This window comes from Actinocorallia aurea, assembly GCF_054783995.1.
The window spans coordinates 185,643-203,391 of record NZ_BAAGPQ010000038.1 but is presented as its reverse complement, the minus strand read 5'-3'; the positions used below and the strand labels follow the sequence as shown (position 1 = coordinate 203,391).

General features: G+C 72.6%; 16 protein-coding genes. 9 read left to right on the top strand and 7 right to left on the bottom strand.

The genetic code is table 11. From position 1 onward, the window contains the following. The first annotated feature begins 137 nt into the window (after nucleotides 1-137). Nucleotides 138-1,277, top strand: coding sequence for a VWA domain-containing protein (locus tag ACYVOM_RS39320; RefSeq protein WP_460308714.1), 1,140 nt, complete (start codon nucleotides 138-140; stop codon nucleotides 1,275-1,277). Between the two features lie 5 nt (nucleotides 1,278-1,282). Here ACYVOM_RS39320 and ACYVOM_RS39315 read toward each other — a convergent pair whose 3' ends face one another. After that, on the bottom strand, nucleotides 1,283-2,305 hold the full coding sequence (locus ACYVOM_RS39315; RefSeq protein ID WP_460308713.1) for an alpha/beta hydrolase: 1,023 nt from the start codon (nucleotides 2,303-2,305) through the stop codon (nucleotides 1,283-1,285). Nucleotides 2,306-2,458: 153 nt separating this feature from the next. On the opposite strand from ACYVOM_RS39315, the gene ACYVOM_RS39310 reads away from it, so the two are divergent. From ACYVOM_RS39310 to ACYVOM_RS39290, 5 genes are all read left to right on the top strand, one after another. Then, nucleotides 2,459-3,409, top strand: coding sequence for a diacylglycerol/lipid kinase family protein (locus ACYVOM_RS39310; RefSeq protein WP_460308712.1), 951 nt, complete (start codon nucleotides 2,459-2,461; stop codon nucleotides 3,407-3,409). 50 nt (nucleotides 3,410-3,459) lie between these two features. Then, nucleotides 3,460-4,935, top strand: a complete 1,476-nt coding sequence (locus ACYVOM_RS39305) for a flavin-containing monooxygenase (protein WP_460308711.1) — start codon at nucleotides 3,460-3,462, stop codon at nucleotides 4,933-4,935. Between the two features lie 4 nt (nucleotides 4,936-4,939). Continuing rightward, complete coding sequence (locus tag ACYVOM_RS39300; protein WP_460308710.1) at nucleotides 4,940-5,698, top strand: SDR family NAD(P)-dependent oxidoreductase; 759 nt, start codon at nucleotides 4,940-4,942, stop codon at nucleotides 5,696-5,698. A 101-nt stretch (nucleotides 5,699-5,799) separates the two neighbouring features. Beyond that, nucleotides 5,800-6,117, top strand: a complete 318-nt coding sequence (locus tag ACYVOM_RS39295) for a GroES family chaperonin (RefSeq protein WP_460308709.1) — start codon at nucleotides 5,800-5,802, stop codon at nucleotides 6,115-6,117. Between the two features lie 196 nt (nucleotides 6,118-6,313). Continuing rightward, nucleotides 6,314-8,641: a molybdopterin oxidoreductase family protein gene (locus ACYVOM_RS39290; RefSeq protein WP_460308708.1), complete on the top strand. Its 2,328-nt coding sequence runs from the start codon at nucleotides 6,314-6,316 to the stop codon at nucleotides 8,639-8,641. Nucleotides 8,642-8,725: 84 nt separating this feature from the next. Here ACYVOM_RS39290 and ACYVOM_RS39285 read toward each other — a convergent pair whose 3' ends face one another. Beyond that, nucleotides 8,726-9,937, bottom strand: a complete 1,212-nt coding sequence (locus ACYVOM_RS39285; RefSeq protein WP_460308707.1) for an FAD-dependent monooxygenase — start codon at nucleotides 9,935-9,937, stop codon at nucleotides 8,726-8,728. Between the two features lie 103 nt (nucleotides 9,938-10,040). Between ACYVOM_RS39285 and ACYVOM_RS39280 the strand changes: the two genes are divergently transcribed. Further along, nucleotides 10,041-10,610: a TetR/AcrR family transcriptional regulator gene (locus ACYVOM_RS39280; RefSeq protein WP_460308706.1), complete on the top strand. Its 570-nt coding sequence runs from the start codon at nucleotides 10,041-10,043 to the stop codon at nucleotides 10,608-10,610. 3 nt (nucleotides 10,611-10,613) lie between these two features. Here the strand turns inward: ACYVOM_RS39280 and ACYVOM_RS39275 are convergent, their stop codons facing one another. Together ACYVOM_RS39275 and ACYVOM_RS39270 are read right to left on the bottom strand one after the other, a co-directional pair. Beyond that, nucleotides 10,614-11,597 (bottom strand): Lrp/AsnC family transcriptional regulator, encoded by a 984-nt coding sequence (locus ACYVOM_RS39275; protein ID WP_460308705.1) that lies wholly within the window; start codon nucleotides 11,595-11,597, stop codon nucleotides 10,614-10,616. 91 nt (nucleotides 11,598-11,688) lie between these two features. Continuing rightward, entirely contained in the window at nucleotides 11,689-13,230 is a 1,542-nt protein-coding gene (locus ACYVOM_RS39270; RefSeq protein WP_460308704.1) for an MFS transporter, read from the bottom strand. Nucleotides 13,231-13,597: 367 nt separating this feature from the next. Here ACYVOM_RS39270 and ACYVOM_RS39265 point away from each other — a divergent pair, with 367 nt between their 5' ends. Continuing rightward, nucleotides 13,598-14,248 carry a DUF3105 domain-containing protein gene (locus ACYVOM_RS39265; RefSeq protein WP_460308703.1) on the top strand — a complete coding sequence of 217 codons (651 nt, stop codon included), beginning with the start codon at nucleotides 13,598-13,600 and terminating at the stop codon, nucleotides 14,246-14,248. Between the two features lie 3 nt (nucleotides 14,249-14,251). Here ACYVOM_RS39265 and ACYVOM_RS39260 read toward each other — a convergent pair whose 3' ends face one another. Beyond that, complete coding sequence (locus tag ACYVOM_RS39260; protein ID WP_460308702.1) at nucleotides 14,252-15,172, bottom strand: M56 family metallopeptidase; 921 nt, start codon at nucleotides 15,170-15,172, stop codon at nucleotides 14,252-14,254. Nucleotides 15,173-15,174: 2 nt separating this feature from the next. Next, the gene (locus ACYVOM_RS39255) at nucleotides 15,175-15,540 is read right to left on the bottom strand and encodes a BlaI/MecI/CopY family transcriptional regulator (RefSeq protein ID WP_460308701.1); all 366 of its coding nucleotides are present in this window, start codon (nucleotides 15,538-15,540) and stop codon (nucleotides 15,175-15,177) included. A 178-nt stretch (nucleotides 15,541-15,718) separates the two neighbouring features. Here ACYVOM_RS39255 and ACYVOM_RS39250 point away from each other — a divergent pair, with 178 nt between their 5' ends. Continuing rightward, nucleotides 15,719-16,339, top strand: coding sequence for a DUF305 domain-containing protein (locus ACYVOM_RS39250; RefSeq protein WP_460308700.1), 621 nt, complete (start codon nucleotides 15,719-15,721; stop codon nucleotides 16,337-16,339). 38 nt (nucleotides 16,340-16,377) lie between these two features. Here ACYVOM_RS39250 and ACYVOM_RS39245 read toward each other — a convergent pair whose 3' ends face one another. After that, nucleotides 16,378-17,556, bottom strand: a complete 1,179-nt coding sequence (locus ACYVOM_RS39245) for a DUF3089 domain-containing protein (RefSeq protein WP_460308699.1) — start codon at nucleotides 17,554-17,556, stop codon at nucleotides 16,378-16,380. Nucleotides 17,557-17,749: the final 193 nt, after the last annotated feature.

Sequence of the window (17,749 nt, the reverse complement as noted above, 5' to 3'; positions counted from 1 at the left end):
CCACCTCACCCACCCACCCGCACCCGAACGCACGCCCGACATGGAATCCCACCCCGCGCCGAGGCACCGCCACGAAGGCATGCCTCAACCCCGGCCCGACATGGTGGCCCTTCGACGGGTCGAAGGGCCCGCCCGGGATGGGGTTGGGGGGTGGGGTCGTGAACGAGGACGGTGAGAGGTTGCGGCGGTGGCGGATGGTACTCGGGCCGGAAGGCGAGGAAGGGGTCGGGGTCGCGGCCGAAGGGCGCGACCGGAAGGCGGATGAGGCGCTCAACGCGCTTTACGGAGGGGAAGGTCGGAGAGGTGGGCTGGGGGCCTCAGCGCCGGGGGTGGCGCGGTGGCTCGGGGACATCAGGGAGTACTTTCCGGCGTCGGTGGTCCGGGTGATGCAGCGGGACGCGATCGAGCGGCTCGACCTGGACCGGCTGCTGCTGGAGCCGGAGTTGCTGGACGCCGTCGAGCCCGACGTGCGGCTGGTGGGGACGCTGCTGTCGCTGGCGAAGGTGCTGCCGGAGCGGGCGCGCGAGTCGGCACGGGCCGTCGTGCGCAAGGTCGTCACCGACCTGGAGCGGAGGCTGGCCGACAAGACGCGGGCGGCGGTCCGGGGCGCGCTCGACAGGGCGGCGCGCACGTCCCGGCCGCGTCCCTCCGACATCGACTGGGACCGGACGATCCGGGCGAATCTCCGGCACTACCTGCCGGAGCGCCGCACCATCGTCCCCGAGCGCCTCGTCGGGCACGGCCGCAAAAGGCGCGCGGTCGAGCGGGAGGTGATCCTCTGCGTCGACCAGAGCGGGTCGATGGCGTCGTCGGTGGTCTACGCGGGCCTGTTCGGCGCGGTGCTGGCGTCGCTGCCGGCGCTGCGGACCTCGGTCGTCGCGTTCGACACCGAGGTGGTGGACCTCACCGAGCATCTGCACGACCCCGTCGAGGTGCTGTTCGGCACCACCCTGGGCGGCGGCACCGACATCAACCGGGCCCTGGCGTACTGCCAGGGCCTGGTCTCCCGGCCGGAGCGGACGGTGCTGGTGCTGGTGAGCGATCTGTTCGAGGGCGGGGACAGGCGGGAGATGCTCGCGCGCGCCGCCGCCCTCGTGCGGTCGGGCGTGCAGATGATCGCCCTGCTCGCCCTGTCCGACGACGGCGCGCCCGCCCACGACCACGGCACCGCCGAAGCGCTCGCGGCCCTGGGCGTTCCCGCCTTCGCCTGCACCCCCGACGCCTTCCCCGAGCTCCTTGCCGCCGCCCTCCAGCGGCGGCCGCTCCCGGGCCCGTGAGCGGTTCAGGCGGCGCGTTCGCCGGTGACGGGTGGGGGGATCAGGGCCTCGCGCAGGATCGGGAGGGCGCGGGCGAACTCGCGCGACCAGTAAGGCCAGGTGTGCGTGCCGGGGTGGAAGCGGGTCGTCGCGGGTACGCCGAGCTGCTGGAGTTTGGCGGCGTACAGGGTGTTGACGGTGTGCACGAGGGACTCGACGGGATCGGGTCCGGCGTGCGGGAGGGGGTCGAGGGGTCCGGGGGCGCCGGTGCCGCACGCCAGGTGCAGCCGCACCCCGGTGAGCTGGGTGACGAGGTCGTAGGGGTTGTGCCGCCTCCACAGCGCGCGCTGCTCGCCGGGATCGCCCCACACCTTCGTCCAGTCGACTCCGGCGACGGCCGCCGTCACCTCCATGAGGTCGGGCCCGTCGAGGGCGGAGGCCGAGTGGTGCAGGACGTCGACGGGGGCGCTGAACGCGGCGACGGCCCGGAACGTTCCACGGTTGCGTGCCGCGTAGGCGAGGGCCCCCCTTCCGCCCTGGGAGCAGCCCGCGACGGCCCGCGCGGGGCCCGCCCGGTAGCCGCGCTCCAGGATCTGGGTGAGCTCGGCCATGTGGAAGGTCTCCCAGCGCGCGCCGCCGCGGCGCGGCCGGAGGGGGTCGGTGTAGGCGGCGCACGCGCCGCCTTCGGGCAGCACGACGAGGAAGTCGTCGTGCTCGGTCAGGGACGCCGCGTCGGTGTGCGTCGTCCAGCTCGTGTGGTCGCCGCCCGGGCCGTGCAGGAGCCACAGCGCGGGCCAGGTGCGTGCCGCGTCACGCGTCCAGCCCGGCGGCAGCAGGAGCCGGACGCTCCGGTCCTCGCCGAGGGCGGGGGATCGCACGGTGAGATCGAGCATCCGGCCCTTCCGGCGCTCACCGACGACCCGGGCGCCGTCGTCGGCCGAAGGCACCCGGGCCCGCGCCGGGCCGCCGGGTGCGATGGTCGCGACGTTCCTGAGGACCGCCGAGATCAGGGAGAAGGTTCCGATGACAGACCAAGCAGCCCTCCGCATAGCCGCCTCACAATGAGATTCTTGTTCTGGTAATCACTTTCTGCCCGTCGGAAAGGCAGTTCGCACCTGTCCGCAAAGATTAATAAGATGAAGGTCAACGGCAGGACACATGAGTACTCGATGGTGTAAAGCGCGAACCGACGACGGGGTGGCATGATGCGCAGCAAGGCCGAACTCGGCGCATCCATCCGCGCGGGCGGCAAAGCGGTCCTCATCGTCAACACCCGCTCGCGCCGCGGCCGCCGCGAGTACACCGAGGCGCTGCGGCTGCTGCTGGCGGCGCGCATCGGCTTCGTCGGGCTGTTCCCGGTCGCCGATCCGGAGAAGCTGCCCGAGGTCTTCGCCGAGGCACTGGAGCTGGAGCCGGATCTCGTGGTGGTGGGCGGCGGCGACGGCACGCTGAAGGAGGCCGTCAGGCATCTGGCGCACCGCGACATCGCGCTCGGGCTGCTGCCGCTCGGCACCACCAACAACTTCGCGCGCGGCCTCCAGCTGCCTCTGAAGCTCGCCGGGGCCATCGAGGTGATCGCCCGGGGCAAGGTCGCCGACGTGGACCTCGCCGAGATCGACCGTGCCGACGGCTCCCCACCGGAGATCTTCGCCAACATGCTGAGCATGGGCCTTTCGGTGCAGGTGGCCGAGAACGTCCCGCATCTGCTGAAGCGCTATCTGGGCCGCAACGCCTATCCGCTGACCGCGATCGTGAGTCTCGCCCGGCAGCGCGCGTTCACCGCGGAGCTCACCGTCGACGGCGAGGCGCACACGCTGGAGACCCACCAGCTCAACATCGCCAACGGCTCCCATCACAGCGGCAGGCCGATCGCCAGGGACGCCAGCCCGGACGACAGGCTGCTGGCGGTCTATCCGCTCGGTGGGGCGGGCCGGCTGCGGCTGCTGTCGGCCACCGCGCGGCATGTGCTCACCGGGCAGTTCCGCACGATCACCCAGCCGCCGTTCCTGACCGCCGGGAAGGTGAAGATCGTCACCGATCCGCCGATGGCCGCCGACGTGGACGGCGAGCTGCACCCGGGCACCCCGATGACGGTCACGCTGCTGCCGAACGCCCTGCGCGTCATGGTGAAGGATGATTTTCCCGATACCTGACGGGACAGGGGACCCTGGACGGCCGCCACCCGCGCAGTCAGTATGCGCTTATGGAACATGTGCGGGTGGCGATCGTCGGGGCCGGTTTCGGCGGCATCGGACTGGCGATCCGGCTGAAGCAGGAGGGCATCGGCCCCGTCCTGCTGCTGGAGAAGGCCGACGGAATCGGCGGCACGTGGCGGGACAACACCTACCCGGGGGCGGCCTGCGATGTTCCCTCGCATGTGTACTCATTCTCGTTCGAGCGAAAGCCCGACTGGTCCCGCCGCTTCGGCGAGCAATCGGAAATCCTCCAATATCTGCACCATTGCGTGCGGAAATACGGAATCGAACCGCGCCTGAACACCGAAGTACACGAAGCGGTCTTCCAGGACGGGCGCTGGCTCCTCACCACGTCGCGGGGAACGGTCCGCGCCGACGTCGTCGTCTCGGCCACCGGGCAGCTCAACCGGCCCGCGGTGCCCGACCTGCCCGGGCTTGAGACCTTCGCCGGCAAGGCCTTCCACTCCGCCCGCTGGGACCACGACCACGACCTCACCGGGCGGGACGTCGCCGTCATCGGCACGGGCGCCAGCGCGATCCAGTTCGTGCCGCACCTCGCGGAGAAGGCCGCGCGCCTCACCGTCTACCAGCGGTCCGCGCCGTGGGTCGTCGCCAAGTCCGACCGGACGTACGGGCGGTGGGAGCACCGCCTGTTCGCGGCGGTCCCGGCCGTCCAGGACCTCAACCGCGCGATGCTGTACACGCTGCTGGAGTCGCGCGCGCTCGGCTTCGTCTCCTGGCCGGCCCTGCTGAAGACGATGGAGCGCAGCTCACTGAGGATGCTGCGCGAGGAGATCCTCGACCCGGAGCTGCGCCGCAAGCTCACCCCCGACTACCCGCTCGGCTGCAAGCGCGTCCTGATCTCCGACGAGTACTACCCGGCGCTGCGGCGGCCGCACGTCGAGGTCGTCACCGACGCCGTCAAGGAGGTGCGGCCCGAGGGGATCGTCACCGCCGACGGAACGCTGCGCCGGGCCGACACCCTCGTCTTCGGGACGGGCTTCCGCGCCACCGAGTTCCTCGCCCCGATGCGCGTCACCGGACGGGACGGCGCGGCCCTGGACGACGCGTGGCGGGACGGGGCCGAGGCGCACCTCGGCATCGCCGTGCACGGCTTCCCGAACCTCTACCTGCTCTACGGCCCCAACACCAACCTGGGCCACAGCAGCATCGTCTACATGATCGAGAGCCAGATCGCCTACATCCTCGGGTGCGTCCGCTCCGGGCGCGTCCTCGAGGTCCGGCGCGAGGCGCAGAGCCGGTTCACCGCGGCGATGCGCGAGCGCTCGAAGCGGTCGGTGTGGACGGCGGGCTGCGACAGCTGGTACCTCACCGAGGACGGCCGCAACACCAACAACTGGCCCGGTTACACCTTCGCCTACCGCAGGGCGACCCGGCGGCCCGACCCCGCCGACTTCCACGTCCTCCCGGCGCCGCGTCCCGCCGCCGTGCCCGACGGGGCGGCGGCGCAGGACCTAGGGTGAGGTCATGCCTACCGCACTCATCACCGGCGCGACCGCCGGCCTCGGCGCGGCCTTCGCCCGACGCCTGGCCCGCGAGGGACTCGACCTCGTCCTCGTCGCCCGCGACAACGACCGGCTGACGACCGCCGCCGACGCGCTGCACGGGAAGTTCGGCGTGCGGACCGAGGTCCTGCAGGCCGATCTGGCGACCGACGCCGGGATCGAGCGGGTCGAGAAGCGCCTGGAAGACGGCGTCGACCTGCTGATCAACAACGCGGGCTTCGGCAACCAGGGCACGTTCCTCGACGTCCCCGTCGAGGACGAGCTGCGGATGCTCAAGGTGCACTGCGAGGCCGTACTGCGGCTCACCTACGCGGCACTCCCGGGCATGCGCCGGCGCGGCAAGGGCGGGATCATCAACGTCGCCTCCGTCGCGGCGTTCCTTACGCGCGGCACCTACGGGGCTTCCAAGGCCTGGGTCGTCAGCTTCACCGAGGCCCTCGCGCAGGAGATCAGGGAACCGAACGTGCAGGCCATGGCGCTGTGCCCCGGGCTGGTGCGGACCGAGTTCCACGAGCGGGCCAAGATGGACGTGAGCGACACCCCGGACCTCCTGTGGCTCGACGCCGACGCGGTGGTGGACGCCGCCCTCGCGGACCTGCGCCGGGGCCGTGCCGTGAGCGTCCCGGACCCGCGCTACAAGGCGATCGTGGGGTTCGCGAAGTTCGTCCCCAAGGGTCTGATCGGCCGGATCTCCTCGAAGACCGCCCGCCGCTACGACTGACCTCGCCGGGCGGGCCGCCTTACCGGGCGGCCCGCGGCCCGGTCCCTCCGGGAAAGTCAGGACAAGCCCCGGCAGCCTCCCCGCTCGGTAGAATCGGGGACGTGTCCGACCCGAAGTTCGAAGTCCAGATGCTGCACGACCGCGTCATGATCAAGGCCGACAAGGAGGCCGAGCGGACGAGCAGCAGCGGCATCGTCATCCCCGCGACCGCCGACTCCTCCAATCTCCTGGCCTGGGGCGAGGTCTGCGGCACCGGCCACCACGTCCGCACCGTCAAGGTCGGCGACCGCGTCCTGTTCCACCCCGAAGATCAGCTCGAAGTCGACATCCAGGGCGCCAAGTACCTGGTCATGCGCGAACGCGACCTCCACGCCGTCGCCTCCGAGCGCGTCGAACACGGCACCGGCCTGTACCTCTGACGGCCCGGGGCCGCCCCTGCGCGATCCCCGCCGATCCCCGACGATCCCTGGCCTCCCGGCCCGCGGCCGATGTCGGCGCGCCGCCGTCTGAGGCGACCATCCAAGACGACCATGTGAGACATGGGCGAGAGATGGTGGTTTGTGTGCCTTGGGTAGCTGGTGGGGGGCGTTGACTGGGAGGCGGGAGGGGTGAGTCATGTCCATGAGGACCGCGGACCCCTGGGGGGCGCGCACGCCGTACGGACCGCCGGGGCCCTGGCCGGAGCGGACCGATCTCATGCTGGACGACGGGCTTCGCGAGGAGGACGTCGAGGAGTGGGTGCCCGCGGCGTCGCTGATGCACTCCAACGGGGACGCGATGGACATCGCGGTCCGCCAGGGGCGGATCTGCGGGGTGCGCGGGAGGGCCGTGGACCGGGTCAACCGGGGGCGGCTGTGCCCGAAGGACCTCTACGGGTGGCGGGCGGGGCTGTCCCCCGACCGGCTGACGACGCCGCTCCTCGCGCGCGAGGGCGTCCAGGAGCCCGTCGGGTGGGACGCCGCGATGGACGCGATCGTCGCGCGGACGCGGGAGCTGCTGGCCGAGCACGGGCCGGAGTCGATCGCGTTCTACACCAGCGGCCAGCTCTACCTTGAGGAGTACTACACCCTCGCCGTCCTGGCGCGGGCCGGGATCGGCACGAACCACCTCGACGGGAACACCCGGCTGTGCACGGCGACCGCCGCCGAGGCGCTCAAGGAGAGCTTCGGCAGCGACGGCCAGCCCGCCTCCTACGCCGACGTCGACCAGGCCGACGTGATCGCCCTGTACGGGCACAACGTCGCCGAGACCCAGCCGGTGCTGTGGATGCGGATCCTGGACCGGCTGGCCGGGCCCCACCCTCCGGAGCTCGTCTGCGTCGACCCGCGGCACACCGCCGTCGCCGAGCGGGCCTCGGTGCATCTGGCGCCCCGGCCCGGCACCAATCTCGCGCTCCTCAACGCGCTCGTGCACCAGCTCATCGCCGACGACCGGATCGACCACGCCTTCCTCGCATCGCACACCGTCGGGTTCGCCGACCTGCGCGCGGCCGTCGCGCCGTGCTCGCCGGCCTGGGCCGCGGACCTCTGCGACGTCCCCGCCGGGGACATCAGACGGGCCGCCCAGCTCATCGGCGCCGCGGACCGGCTGCTGTCGACGGTCCTGCAGGGCGTCTACCAGTCGCATCAGGCGACGGCGACCGCGGTCCAGGTGAACAACATCCATCTGCTGCGCGCGATGATCGGCAGGCCGGGCGCGGGCGTGCTCCAGATGAACGGGCAGCCGACGGCGCAGAACACCCGCGAGTGCGGGGCCGACGGCGAACTGCCGGGATTCCGCAACTGGCAGAACCCTGCCCACCTCGACGAACTCGCCGATCTGTGGCGGGTCGACCGGGCCAGGCTCGACCACGGCGCGCCGTCCACCCACGCCATGGAGATCTTCCGGCTCGCCGAGTCCGGCGACGTCAGGATGCTGTGGGTGAGCGCGACGAACCCCGCCGTGTCGCTGCCCGAGTTGTCCAGGATCCGGGAGATCCTCGGCAGGCCCGATCTCTTCCTCGTCGTCCAGGACATCTTCCCCACCGAGACCACCCGGTTCGCCGACGTCGTCCTGCCGGCCGCCACCTGGGGTGAGAAGACCGGCACGTTCACCAACGCCGACCGGACCGTCCACTTCGCCGGAAAGGCCATGGACCCTCCCGGCGAGTCCCGCGCCGACCTCGACGTCTTCCTCGACTACGCCCGGCGTATGGACTTCCGCAACCGCGACGGCGACCCGCTGATCGCCTGGGACGGCCCCGAGGCCGCCTTCGACGCCTGGAAGCGCTGCTCGGCCGGACGGCCCTGCGACTACACCGGACTCACCTACGGCAGGCTCCGCGAAGGCGGTGTCCCCTGGCCCGACGGAGCCGAACGCCTGTACGCCGACGGCGTCTTCCCCACCGCCTTCGCCACCTGCGAGACCTACGGCAAGAACCTGGAGACGGGCGATCCGGTCACGCCCGACGAGTACCGCGACCTCGCGCCCGACGGACGCGCGATCATCAAGGCCGCCGCGTACACGGCCCCGGAGGAGCCCGTCTCGTCCGACTACCCGTTCACCCTCGTCACGGGCCGGACGATCCACCACTTCCACACCCGCACCAAGACCGCACGCGTCCCCGAGCTCCAGGAGGCGGCCCCGGACGTCTGGGTGGAGATCGCGCCCGCCGACGCCGACCGGCTCGGCCTCACCGACGGCGACCGGGTGGCGGTGTGCTCGCCGCGCGGCTCGGTCCGCGCGTGGCTGCGGGTCCGCGACATCCGCGAGGGCACCCTGTTCCTGCCGTTCCACTACGGCTACTGGGACACCCCCGACGGCCGCGGGCCCGGCCCCTGCGGCGGCAGCGCCGCCAACGAGCTGACCCCGACGGCCTGGGATCCGGTGTCGCAGCAGCCGTGCTTCAAGTACGGCACCGCGAGGATCCGCTTCCTCGGGCGTATCTCCGAGTGCTCGGTCTGACGCAGTGTGCTCGGTCTGACGCAGTGTGCTCGGTCTGACGGCGTGCTCGGTCTGTCGCAGGACCGTCACGCGCCGCACGCGCCCTCAGTACCGGGGCAAGGTGATCGCCGTGGCCGCCCTGTGGATCGGCGCGATCATCTTGGCCATGATCCGGTCCTTGCCGGGGAGGCGGGACATCAGCGCGAGCGTGGCCAGGGAGAGGCGGACCCCTGCCTTGGAGCCGACGACCATGCGCTTGATGTTGGCCGGACCGAGCTTCTGGTTCTCCTCGGCGAAGGGCCGCATGAGCCGTTCGTAGGCGGTGTAGGCGGCCGTGTGGTCGGCGGCGGAGGCGAGTTCTCCGGCGAGGAGGTAGGCGCCGACGAGCGCGAGGCTGGTGCCTTGGCCGGACGCGGGTGAGGCGCAGTAGGCGGCGTCCCCGAGCAGGACCGTACGCCCTCGCGACCAGTGGTCCATGTGCACCTGGCTGATGGAGTCGAAGTAGAAGTCGGCGGAGGCGGGCATGTCGGCGAGCAGCTTGGGCACCTCCCAGCCTTCGCCCGCGTACACGTCGGCGACGATCCGCTCCGCGCCGGGCCGGTCGGGGCGGCCGGAGGCGGATTCGAGTGAGGCCGAGTCGGGTGAGGCGAACAGGAGCATGGCCTTGGCTTCGGTGTCCCGCGCGGTGCTGTAGGCCAGGGCGGTGCGGCCGGGGCCGATGTAGGTGACCTCCTCGCTCTCGAGGCCGAGGCGGTTGGGGACGCTGAAGATCGAGATGTGATAGCCGAGGTCGCGGACGAACTCGGCGTCGGGGCCGAAGACCAGCGCGCGGGTGGACGACCGCATTCCGTCGGCGCCCACGACCAGGTCGAACGTGCGGACCGCGCCGCTCCCGAATGTCGCCTCGACGCCCTCGCCGGTCTCCTCCAGCGCGGTGACGAAGTCCCCGAACAGGTACTCGACCTCGTCCTTCGTCAGTTCGTGGAGGAGGTGGAGGAGGTCGCCGCGCAGGAGTTCGGCGTCGTCGTGGACGCGGCCGCCGAAGGTGTCGCCGTCCATGCTCGCCGCCTTGCGCCCTGCGGCGTCGACGACGGATCCGGACCGCACTCCGGTGCGCAGGCTCCGCACGTCGTCCAGGAGGCCCATCCGCTCGGCGACGTCCAGCGCGGCGCCTCGCAGGTCCACCTTGTAGCCGCCCTCCCGGATCCCGGGAGCGCGCTCGACGACGGTGGGCGCGAATCCGTGGCGGCGCAGCCAGTAGGCCGCCGCGATGCCTGCGACGCCGGCGCCTGAGATGAGGACGGTCTTGCCTTCCATGGGGGCTCCTTCGTGGGTGTGCCCTGACGGTAACCCGGATTAAGACATTTGTGCAAGACGTTTGTCTAAGACGTTTGTATCGACATTCGGATACCCTCCCGGCATGGGCAACCGCGAAGACCTGCTGGCCGGCGCCAAGCGCTGCCTGCTCGACAAGGGCTACGGCCGGACCACCGCACGGGACATCACCACCGCGGCGGGCGTCAGCCTCGCCGCGATCGGCTACCACTTCGGCTCCAAGGAGGCGCTCCTCAACGAGGCGCTGCGCGAGGCCGTCGGAGAGTGGGCCGACGAACTCGCCGCGACGCTCTCGGCGGCGGTCGGCGCGCACGCCGATCCCGCGGAGCGCTTCGAGGCGGTGTGGACCGACGTGCTGCGGTCCTTCGCCGCCCACCGGGCGCTGTGGACCGTCCAGTTCGAGGTGGTCGCCCGGTTCGAGGGGAACCCGGAGCTCCGCCAGGCCTTCACCGAGGCCGACCGGGAGGCGCGGCTCGGGCTCGTCGAACTCTTCGGCCTGCGGGTCGACCCGGCCGTGGCCGAGAACGTCGGCGCGTACCTGCAGATGCTGCTCGGCGGGGCCGCGGCCCAATGGCTCGGCGACCCGGAAGGCGCCCTGCCCGCGCGCGAACTGCTGACCGCCATCCGCGCCGTCCACGACGCCCTGACGCCCTGACGCCTAGCCGCGTGCGGCGGCGGGGACGTAGGTGAGGATCTTGACGCGGCGGAGGGTGAGGGCGGTCTCGGCGCTCCGGATGCCGTCGAGGGTGCCGATCTTGTCGGTCAGATAGGTGTAGAGCGCGTCGGTGGTGCGGGTCAGGACCGACAGGACGAGGTTGGAGGCGCCGGTCGTGGCGGCGGCGAACCGGACCTCGGGATGGGCGGCGACCGCGGCGCCCACCGCGGCGAGGGCGTGCGGCGCCACGGTCAGCCAGCACATCGCCTCGACGTCGTGGCCGAGGGACACATGGTCATACTCCACGGCGAAGTACAGCACTCCGTCCGCACGCAGCCGGTCCAGCCGACGCCGGACCACGGACTCCGACTGGCCGGTGGCCGCCTGGAGGTCGGCGAGCGGCGCCCGCCCGTCGACCCGGAGGGCCGCGAAGAGCGCCTCGTCGAGGGCGTCGAGGACGACCGGGCCCAGGCTGGGCGAGACCTCCGGCGGGCGCAGCGCCGCCTCCTCGTCCGGGTCCAGCGCGTTCGCCTTGCGCAGCCACCCCGACGGCCCGCCGCAGAACGACCGCAGGACGCAGTAGGCGCCGACGGAGGTGACGCGCTGGGTCCGCGGAAGCCGGTCCAGCAGGAGGTCGTCGCGCTCCTGGCGGCTGCGCGGGCGCATCCCGCACATCACCTCGGTGCCGCCGGAGACCAGGTCGATGAACTGCGTGTCGGGCCGCCGGGCGAGGGCCGCGGCGAGCTGCTCGGCGACGTCGGGCGTGCAGCCGAGCCGGACGATCCACGTCTCCCTGCCGAGCCGCGCGTCGTCGGCCATGCCGGTGATCCGCAGCCGGGCGGTGGAGCGCAGCCGCCGGACGCGCCGGGCGACGGTCTGGTCGGACACCCCGAGGACCCGCGCGATCCGGCTGAACGGCGCCCTGCCGTCGAGTTCCAGCGCCTGGAGCAGCTTCAGGTCGAGCCGGTCGAGCGTCGGCGGAGCCACTTCCGTCCTCCCGGGAGACGCCGCAGCGAGCCTGCGATGACGCTGAGGGTCCGGACGGTCCCCCTGCGTCATCGTAGGCTTGCCGGTTCCCTCAGGCGGTGTCCGCCTGAGGGAACCGGCGAGGGCGGCGCAGCAGGACTGCCGCGGCCAGCGCGGCGAGGAGCAGCAGGATCGCGGAGACCGACAGGCACCACCGCATGCCCTCCAGGAAGGCCTGCGAGACCGCTTCGAGCGCCGCGTCCCGCTGCGCCCCGAGGTCAAGCCCGGCGATCGCGCCGAGGCCCCCGTCCTCGGCGGTCGAGGTGACGAGTTCGGCGGCGGCCCCCGTCACGCCGGACGCGCTGAGCCTGTCGGGCAGGGCGTCCAGGACCTTCACGGTCAGCAGGGCGCCGAGCAGCGCGGGGCCGAGGGAGCCGCCGACCTGGCGGAACGCGTTGTTGCCCGCGGCCGCCATGCCCGCCTGGTGGTGCGGCACCGAGCCGACGGCGATGCCGGTGATGACGGGGAACGCCAGGCCGAGGCCGAGGCCGAGCAGGCACAGCCGCCAGGCCACCGACGGGAGGGACGTGTCCGCGTCGAGGGCGGTCAGCGTCAGCAGCGCGATCCCGGCGATCACCAGGCCCGCGGTGATCAGGACCCGCGGCGTCAGATGGCGCAGGAGGCGGGCCATGGCGAAGCCGAGCAGCATGCAGACGATGTTGACCAGGACCATCCGGATCCCCGACTCCAGGGTGCTGAGCCGCTGCACCACCCCGAAGTAGAGGCTGAGGACGAAGAAGAAGCCGATCAGGCCGAGGAAGCTCACGAGCGCGGCGACGGCCGAGGCGACGAACGCCGGGACCCGGAACAGCGACAGGTCGAACATGGGCGAGGCGCTGCGCCTCTCGACGACGACGAACGCGATCGCGCCGAGGACCGCGACGGCGAGCGCGGTGAGCGCCCGGGCTGCGGTGAACGACGTGGCGCCGCCCTCGATCACCCCGTAGACCAGGGCGGTGATCGCCAGAGCCGCGGTGATCTGCCCGGGCCAGTCGAGCCGCCGGCCGCCGGGCGCCCGCGACTCGTCGAGGAACCGCGCGGCGACCGCCATGGTGACGAGCGCGACGGGGATCGGCAGCACGAAGATCCAGCGCCAGCCGGCGAACTCCAGGATCACCCCGGCGATGAGCGGCGGCACCGCCATCGCGGCCATCATGCACGTCGTCCACAGCCCGATGTACCTGCCGCGCTCCCGGTGGTCGGGCACCACGTGGCTGATCAGCGCGAGCGTGACCGGCAGCAGCGCCGCGGCCCCCGCCCCCGACAGGGCCTGCCCCAGCCACACCACCTCGATCGACGGCGCGCACAGAGACACCAGCGCTCCTGCCGCGCACAGCGCGAGCCCGACCTGGTACACCTTCCGGCGCCCGTGGACGTCGCCGAACACCCCGGCGCTGAGGATCAGCGCCGCCACCGGCAGCACGAACGCGTCAGGCACCCAGGCGAGCTGCGCCGTCGACGCCCCCAGCGCCCGCTGGATCGCCGGCAGGCTCACCACCACGGTGACGACGGGCAGATAGGCCACGAAAACCCCGGCGCAGGCCAGCGCCAGAGTGGCCGCCCTGCTCCGCGAGGTCTGCGCCGGCCCTGTCATGACACTCAAGGAATCCCCCTACACGGCGCGCTCTCCCACGCGCCAGAAGCGAGATTCCATATTCGGCCCCTCCCCCGGAACCCGCTAACCAGCGCCCACCGATCGCGGATATCCGACGCCTCAGCCCTCGCTCAGCCGAATTCCCGACATGAGACCGGGCATGGCGCCAGTCGGCCCGGGGGCCACCACGAGCACGGCGACGGCGGGCCGCCGGAGTCGAGCCACAGGGGCCGCCCCGCCTTCAACCGGGCTGTATCGGGAAGGATCGGGGCGGTTCGCTGGGCGGGGCGGTTATATTTTTCTACGTTGTGTAGAAAGATGTGTCGCCGGTCCCCCCGGGTGCGGCGGTTTCCCCCGGAGGAGTGCGATGTCCCCCAGTCAGAAGTCGGCACGCGAGGCGCGGCAGCGGGTCGCGGAGATGCGGCAGCGGGAGGCGGCGCGGGAGCGGCGCAAGAAGGCGCTGGGGATCGCGGCGGTGGGCGCCGCGGGCGTCGCGGTCGCCGCGGGGCTGGTGTTCATGGTCACCCAGCAGGAGACCGCGCCGCCGAAGAAGACCGGGGCGGTGTCGTCCAGCGTCCGCGAAGACGGGGTGACGGTCTTCGAGGGGCTGACCGCCGAGCACACCACGTCCGACATGGACTACGGGCAGACCCCGCCGGTCGGCGGCGACCACGACGCCGTCTGGCAGAACTGCGGGATCTACTCCGGGCCCGTCCGCGACGAGAACGGCGTGCACGCCCTGGAGCACGGGGCGGTGTGGATCACCTACCCCGAGAACCTCGCCGACGACAAGGTGACGGCCCTGCGGGACCTCCTCCGGGGCAAGCCGTACGTCCTGGTGAGCCCGCACCCGGGCGTCACCGACGGGATCCACGCCAGCGCGTGGGGCGCCCAGCTCAAGGTCGCCGAACCCGCCGACGCCGGGCTGATGGCGTTCGTCACCGAGTTCGCCCAGTCGCCGAACGCCCCCGAGCCGGGCGCCCCGTGCACCAACGGCGTCGGCACGCCGGACGCCTGAGCCTCACAGGAGGCAGAGCCCGAGCGCGGCGGGCGTCACCGCCCACAGAGCCGCCGACCCGGCGTACACCGCGGCCCGCTGCCAGAGCGGCATCGGGGCCGCGGGCGCGGTGAGGCGGCGCACTCGCGCGACGACCGAGTGCTCGGCCGCGCCCAGCGCGGCGTCCGGGACGGCGGCGCGCCCCGCGGCGAGCCGGACCAGCGCCGACGCGACGGCCCTGCCGCCGTGCCGGGCCCGCGCGTGGTCGTCGGCGAGCATCTCCACCAGCCGGGCCGCGTCGTCGTGCGCGGTCCGCAGCGCGGGGAGCCGCGGCAGCGCGGCGGCGAGCGCGTGGAACGGCAGGAGGAGCAGATGGTGCCTGCCCCTGGCGTGCGCGCGCTCGTGGTCGAGGACCGCGGCGAGCTCCGCGGGCGGCAGGAGCGCGACGAGCCCCGAGGTGACGACCACGCGCGGCCGGAAACCGGGCAGGCAGTAGGCCGCGGGGACCTCGTGGTCGACGACGAGGGCGCCGTCGCGCCGGGACACGGCGACGAGCCCGACCCGGTGCCGGTGCCTGCGCCGGACCCCGGTCTGGCGCGCGAACGCGTGCCCGAACGCCGCGGTGATCCCGCCCGCCACCGCCAGAGCCCACCCGAGCGCGACGATCTCGGTGGCGCCCATCCCGCGCAGCGGATCGCCGGCGAGCGTCTGCGCCGCGAAGACCCGCAGGCTGCAGTGGAGCGTCGCGGCCAGCGGCGCGACCGCGACGGCGAGCAGCCCGCCGGCGACGCTGAGCGCCGCCGCGCCGGTGACCGCCTGCCAGAGCGCGAGGGCGGCGCGCGGCGCGCGCTCGCACCAGGCGGCGCGCGCGAGCACCGCGGGCAGCGGTCCGAGGAGCACGGCGGCGAGCGCGAGCAGCCCCACCGCGACGAAGAGCCCTGCCACGGCTAGGAGTCCCGCTCCGTATCCGGGGCGGCCTCCAGGATGCGGCGGAGGGCCGCCACGTCGTCCGGCGAGACGGTGCCGAGGAAGTGGGTGAGGGCCGACTCGCGGTCGTCGGCGGTGGCGAGGGCCTCGTTCATGGTCTCGGCGACGTGGGCCTCCTTGCTGTGCAGCGCGTGGTAGCGGTGCGCGCGGCCCTCGCGCTCCCGGGTGACGAGTCCCTTGCGGACGAGGCGGTCGAGGATGGTCAGCACCGTGGTGACGGCCGGATGCGACGGCAGGGACTCGGCCAGGTCCTTGGCGAGGACGCCATCCCCGGGCCTGGCCCACAGCTCGTTCATCACCGCTCGTTCCAGGTCGCCCAGACGCACGCCGTCCCCCTCCTCAGCCGTCCGGCTTCGCCGGCGAGTGGTCGCCAGGGTAACGCGGGCCCCTGACGGGTTCCTCCGGACCGGTGCGGCCCACCCGCGACCGTCTTCTATTGTCGGTAGAAGTTCGCGCCCCCGGCCCCACGAGCCCCCGGCCCCACGATTGCGGAGGATCCACCCGATGACCCCGACGCGGCGCGCCGCGCAGCTCCCCCGTGTCCTGCTCGGCCTGGTCCTGCTGCTCGCGGCGGGCCTCGCCGGCGCGTTCGTCGCCGCCCCGCACCGGCCGGTGGAGACCTCGGCGGAGGCGGGCTTCAGCCGCGACATGACCGTCCACCACACGCAGGCGGTGGAGATGGCGCTGATCATCCGGGACGGCAGCGACGACGCGACGCTGCGGGCGATCGCGCTGGACATGGCGCTCACCCAGCAGAACCAGATAGGCCGCATGCAGGACTGGCTGATCCAGTGGGGCCTGCCACTGACGGGTGCGCGCCGCCCGATGGAGTGGATGGGCGGCCACCACGGCGGCGCCGCCGTCGCCGACTACACGCAGATGCCCGGCATGGCCTCCCAGGAGGACCTCACGCGGCTGCGCGGGCTGCGCGGACGCGACGCCGAGGTCCTCTTCCTCACGCTCATGATCGCCCACCACAAGGGCGGTGTGGAGATGGCCGAGGCCGTCCTCCCGCTCGCCGACGATGAGCACGTGCGGGCGCTCGCGTCCAGCATCGTGCGCAGCCAGAGCGCGGAGATCAAGGTGCTGACCGACCTTCTCGGCGAGCGCGGCGCAGCCACGTGATCAGGCCAAATGATCAGGCATGTCATCGGGCCCGGTGATCAGGCCCCGTAGGCGGCCGTCTGCTTGCCGACGATCCTGAGCAGGTCCCCCAGCGCGATGTTGACGTCGAGCAGGTGGGTGCCCCACGTCGGCAGAGGCGCCGCGTGCAGGGTGCGCGATCCGGGCAGCCCCGTGTAGCGCAGGACGTGCGCGCCGTTCTCGTGCACGCACCGGACGACGTACTTGTCGGACGGGACGAGCCAGGGGGTGGCGGCCGTCGGAGGCTCGCCCCAGTAGGTGATCTTCGCGGCGATGCCGAGGAGGCCGGGGACGGGGTCCGTGCGCAGGATCGTCCTGGCGATGCCCGGGAGATTGTAGCGGAGCGACGTCGGGTTCGTGCAGGCGGCCTCATATTCGGGCCCGGAGGGGAAGCCGCTGCCATTGTCCTCGGCCGGGACGCGTCCGAACAGCGAGTCCTCGCCGGGCTCGTTGCTGAAGGAGGCGTACGTCAGGACACAGCCCGTCTGGCTCTCGGCCTCGCACAGCGGGACGTTCTGGAAGTCCCCGCCGCGGTCGGAGCCCTTGCGGACGGCGACGGTCCCGCCGAGCAGGAGCCCGGAGACGAGCCGGGCGCGGGCCGCCGGGTCGGGGTCGATCTCCTCGCGGATGAGCCGCCGGAGGATCCCGGTGCCCTGCGAGTGCCCGATCAGGACGACGCCCCGCCCGTCCTCGCTGCGCGCCAGGTACTCCTTCCAGGCCCGGAGCACGTCCTCGTAGGCGATCCGCGCGGACTCGGCCTGGACCTCCGGCCCGTACAGGCCGAGGTTCCCCCCGAGCAGCGCGGTGAGCGTCCGCTGCCGGTAGACCGGCGCCCACACCTCGCACACGTCCGAGAACCGCGCGGCCTGGTGCCTCGCTATCGACGTCACCGGCGGCTTCGCCTCAAGGCTCGCGTTGACCGTCACCTCTTGGGAGACCGTCGGGTAGACATAGAAGCAGTCCACAGGCCGGCTCTCGGGCACGGTCGTGACCTTGCCCGTCTTCTCGTCCGTCGTGGACAGCCCGCCCTGGCAGGGGTCGGAGGCGAGGTCGGGGGCGCACAGCCACACCGTCGCCTCTTCCCGCGCCGCCGAGGGCGCCTGCGCCAGCCCGACCACCAGCCCCGCCAGCACCCCGACGGCCACCAGCCGCCGCACCACGCCCAGCCCCATCCCGACCTCCCGCACCGTGTCGCACATCACAGCTCACTGTGGCCGCTCGGCGCGCTCCTGCCTAGGCCCCATCGGCCTCGGTGCGCGGCGTGACGAAGGACGCACTCCGTGGCGGTTCAGGCTTCTTGACTGGTTCGGTGGGGATTACTAGTGTCACTGCCCAATCGGATAGATATGGTAGACGCCGCTGGTGAAGGCCATAGTGAGCAAAGGGTAGGTG